4 protein-coding genes are annotated in these 3935 nt (G+C 38.0%); 3 read left to right on the plus strand and 1 reads right to left on the minus strand.

Translation table 11 applies throughout. The annotated features are described in order from the left end of the window. From PX484_RS08955 to PX484_RS08965, 3 genes are all read left to right on the plus strand, one after another. The coding region (locus PX484_RS08955) for a serine/threonine protein kinase (protein WP_288103518.1) at positions 1-1212 on the plus strand (1212 nt) is incomplete at its 5' end. A gap of 353 nt (positions 1213-1565) precedes the next feature. Further along, positions 1566-2810: an ATP-binding protein gene (locus PX484_RS08960; RefSeq protein WP_287765744.1), complete on the plus strand. Its 1245-nt coding sequence runs from the start codon at positions 1566-1568 to the stop codon at positions 2808-2810. 46 nt (positions 2811-2856) lie between these two features. Then, on the plus strand, positions 2857-3441 hold the full coding sequence (locus PX484_RS08965) for a Uma2 family endonuclease (protein WP_287765746.1): 585 nt from the start codon (positions 2857-2859) through the stop codon (positions 3439-3441). A 13-nt stretch (positions 3442-3454) separates the two neighbouring features. On the opposite strand, the gene PX484_RS08970 is transcribed toward PX484_RS08965, so the two are convergent. Next, positions 3455-3935: DUF3084 family protein (locus tag PX484_RS08970; protein ID WP_502882711.1), on the minus strand; the 481-nt coding region annotated here is incomplete at its 5' end.

Consider the following 3935-nt stretch of genomic DNA (forward strand, 5'->3'; position numbering starts at 1 on the left):
GAATCGGTAATTATTAAACTCCTCGCTTTTAGTCCCCAGATGGAGTGGGAAGAATTAAAATTATTTGAACGGGAGGCAGCCGTCTTAGCTTCTCTCCATCATCCCCGTATTCCCCGCTATCGCGATTATTTTTCCCTCGATAAAAATCAAGGTGACGGGATTCCTTGGTTTGTGCTTGTACAAGATTATATACCGGGAGAATCTCTAAGCGATCGCTTAGAAAGGGGGCAACGTTTCACCGCTACGGTAATTCGAACTATTGCCCAAGAAGTTCTCGAAATTCTCATCTATTTGCAGGAATTATCGCCCCCAGTATTACATCGAGATATTAAACCTAGTAATTTAATTATTAACTCGGAAAATAACGTTTATTTAGTAGATTTTGGCGCAGTCCAGTCCCGCGGTGCAGTAACAGGAGTTACTTTTACCGTGGTGGGGACGAGTGGTTATGCACCCCTAGAACAATTTTGGGGCCGGGCGGTTCCCAGTTCTGATTTATATGCCTTGGGCATGACTTTAATTCATTTATTGACGGGAATTGTCCCGATAGAATTGCCCCACCGCGACTCTAAAATTCAATTTCGCCAACTGGTGACAATCGATGATGATTTAATCGATTGGTTAGAAACTATGACCGATGTAGCGGTAGAAAAGCGGTTTAAAAGTGCCAGAGAAGCCCTGAAATTTCTCCAACATCCCTACTATCGCCAAGCCTCAAGTTTAATCGATCCTAAGAAATTACCAAAACCTCCCCACAGTTCCATCCGTATCGCTAAACATAAGGATAATTTAGAGATTAATTTACCCCCAAAAATTAAGCTACCTTCCGATGCGCCTACTCTCTGGTCTTTGGCGATTTTCCTTACTATCACTGTCTTTATCTCCCCAATTATTACCTTTATTATAGCTCTGATTGGTTTTATTTTTTTGCGGGAGATGCAGTTAATTCTTACCCCTCAAGAAGTTTTAATTAAATATAAACTCTTCAATTTTATCTACCAAAAATTTGCTTTCAAAACTCAAGACTTATGGGGTATTTTTCTTCATAGCAATGGTACAGAAGCTAACTATCAGATTCGTCTGCGGACGGCTAAAAATTATTATCTTATCGGTCAGAATCTCCGCGAGGATGAATGTCTCTGGTTAGGACAGGAAATCCAAGATTGGTTAAATTTTATTAAATACAGTGTTTCTCATCAAGAGGAAGTGTAACCTGACACGGTATTATCTCCTGACTTGAAAGAGGGTGTAGGGTGTGGGGTGTGGGGTGTAGGGAAGGAAACCTCTTTCATCTGTGGGGGTGAAAATTTTTTCATCGGGACTGACTCCCCAAAAGGAGAACTTTGTACCTCACCATTAAGATAAATGAAAATCAATTCAAGAAATCTTGGGAATTAGTCGGTAGGCATTTTCCCTTTTTTAACCTTAATCTTGCAGAGATTACCCTATCTTGATAGAATAATAACTGATTTACATTTTCTTGGATACAGGACGGCAATTATTAAATCGGATTAGGAATTACAAAAAATCAGCCATGAAATGTTAGTTATTAGTGGAGAATAAAAATGATATCTGAAATTTACCAAAAAGTCAGCTTGTTAGTTTTGTATCAAGGGGTTTTTGATAATGCTATTGGCCAGGCATTTATTACCCTATTATCTACGGATAATATCGCCGATTTTCTAAAAGCCTATGGTCAATGGTTTCAAGCTTTAGCATCTAAAAATATTAGTTGGAATGATTTTCTAGTCGAACAAATTTTATTAGATGACAATCCCTTTAGTCAACAGGTACAGAAAAAAAGTGTTTGGGAGTTACCCGAATCTTTAATTAATGGCGTGAAACAGGATTTATCTATCCTCCAATCTCTCTATAATTCTAGCATTTATAGCCTCAGCAATTCGACAATTTTTGAACGAATTAAATTTCTCAGTTTCCCCGCTTGGGAAGTGGACAATAAATTAGAAAGTTTTCTACATTCTGGTTTAGATTGGACGGAATTAGTCGAAGATCTAGCCGATTATTATCGCGAATGTGGTACAGGAATTTTTGCCCGTTATCAAGCTTTAAGGTGGCAAGAAGGCAGATTACAAGGGATTACTCATCCCGATCCCGTGCAGATTCAAGAAATAGTCGGTTATGAAATGTCCAAGGAAACCTTGATTAAAAACACTGATTTTTTATTAGCAGGTTATCCCGCTTTAAATGTCTTACTCTATGGCAGCCGTGGTTCGGGAAAATCTTCTCTAGTCAAGGGATTATTGCAAAAATATCATAGTCAGGGATTGCGCTTAATTGAAGTGGCAAAATCGCAATTAAAAGACCTACCATTAATTATTGAAATCCTGCGAGATTTACCACAGAAATTTATTATCTTTGTCGATGATTTATCCTTTGAAGAAGACGATGAAGCTTTTAAAGCTTTAAAGGTTGTTTTAGAGGGAAGCATCACCGCTAGACCGAAAAATGTCGTAGTTTATGCCACTTCTAATCGCCGACATTTAGTCAGAGAATTTTTCGCCGATCGACCACAACCAAAAGATGGGGATGAAGTGCATAATTGGGACACAGTACAAGAAAAATTATCCTTTAGTGATCGCTTTGGTTTAACCCTAACTTTTGAACCCGCTAATCAAGAAAAGTATTTGAAAATAGTGCGTCATTTAGCAAGTTTAGCTAAATTAGAAATTAGCCTAGAAGACCTAGAATTTCATGCCAAACAATGGGCAACCCAACATAATGGGCGATCGGGAAGAACTGCTAGACAATTTATTGATTTTCTACAGGGGGAATTAGGATTAAACAGGTAGCATTAATTGTGTTATCATTAAATAAAAGAAGCTCTGATCTAGAAAAATGTTGACTTCATCGTCTCCCAAAACCCTCCGCTTAGAAGAATATCGTAATTTAGAAACTAGCGCAGAAACTAAACACGAATATCACGACGGGGAAATTATCGAGATGACAGGGGGAAGCATCAATCATAATAGTATTCTCATTAATCTTATTGTCCTGCTAAAATTAGCTTTAAGAGGAACTAATTATCGTCTTCAATCTAGCGATCTACGTCTATGGATACCCCAATATAATCGCGGTTTATACCCAGATTTAATGATTATTGCCGGGGAACCATTATTGAGTGATAATCGCAACGATGAAATTTTAAATCCCTGTGTAATTATCGAAGTTTTATCCCCTTCCACCTCTAGTTATGATCGGGGTGATAAATTTCGTTATTATCGTTCTATACCCCAATTAAACCAATATCTTCTCGTCAGTCAAGGGGAGATACTAATAGAATCCTATAGCAAAACATCAGACAATAATTGGTTACTGCAAGAATACACCCCAGCAAGGGGAATTATATCCCTAGATTCTTTAGGAATTAGCTTAAATCTTGTCGATATTTACGAAGGAGTTGATTTTAATCTCAAATCCTAACTTTAGCTATCTTTTAAGAAGACGTACTAAAAATAATTTTACCATCTTTTACCGCCACTAAACGCAAAGTTAAGGGGCCAGCCGTATTAGTTTTACTAGCAGCAATTGCCTCAAGTGTCTCGATAGAATTACCCGACTTTTTCACTTGACCAATAAAGTTAACTACCGTAGTTAATAACCCATCTTCCACTTGAATTGACCCTAAAACTCCCGCACTTCTAGCGCGAAATTGAGCCGAAGCTAAGAGTAAATCTAAACGCTTTTGTAGGTCTTCTTCCGTCATATTTTGGGGATCAATGGAAACGGCAGCGATTACCTGTTTCTCCTCAAAAACTCTTTGATTGGGAACCACATCAGCAAAGACACGAATCTCGCTTTCTCCTAAGACATAATTACCTGCTGAAAGGATTCTCACCACATATTCTTTACCGTCCTGTAATTGTTGACTTAACTGTTCTACCTGTGCTTTTGTGATCTTAACTAAACGCTGGTCA

Origin of the sequence: Microcystis sp. M49636_WE2 (genome assembly GCF_030065375.1) — a bacterium.
Lineage (GTDB): Bacteria > Cyanobacteriota > Cyanobacteriia > Cyanobacteriales > Microcystaceae > Microcystis > Microcystis aeruginosa_C.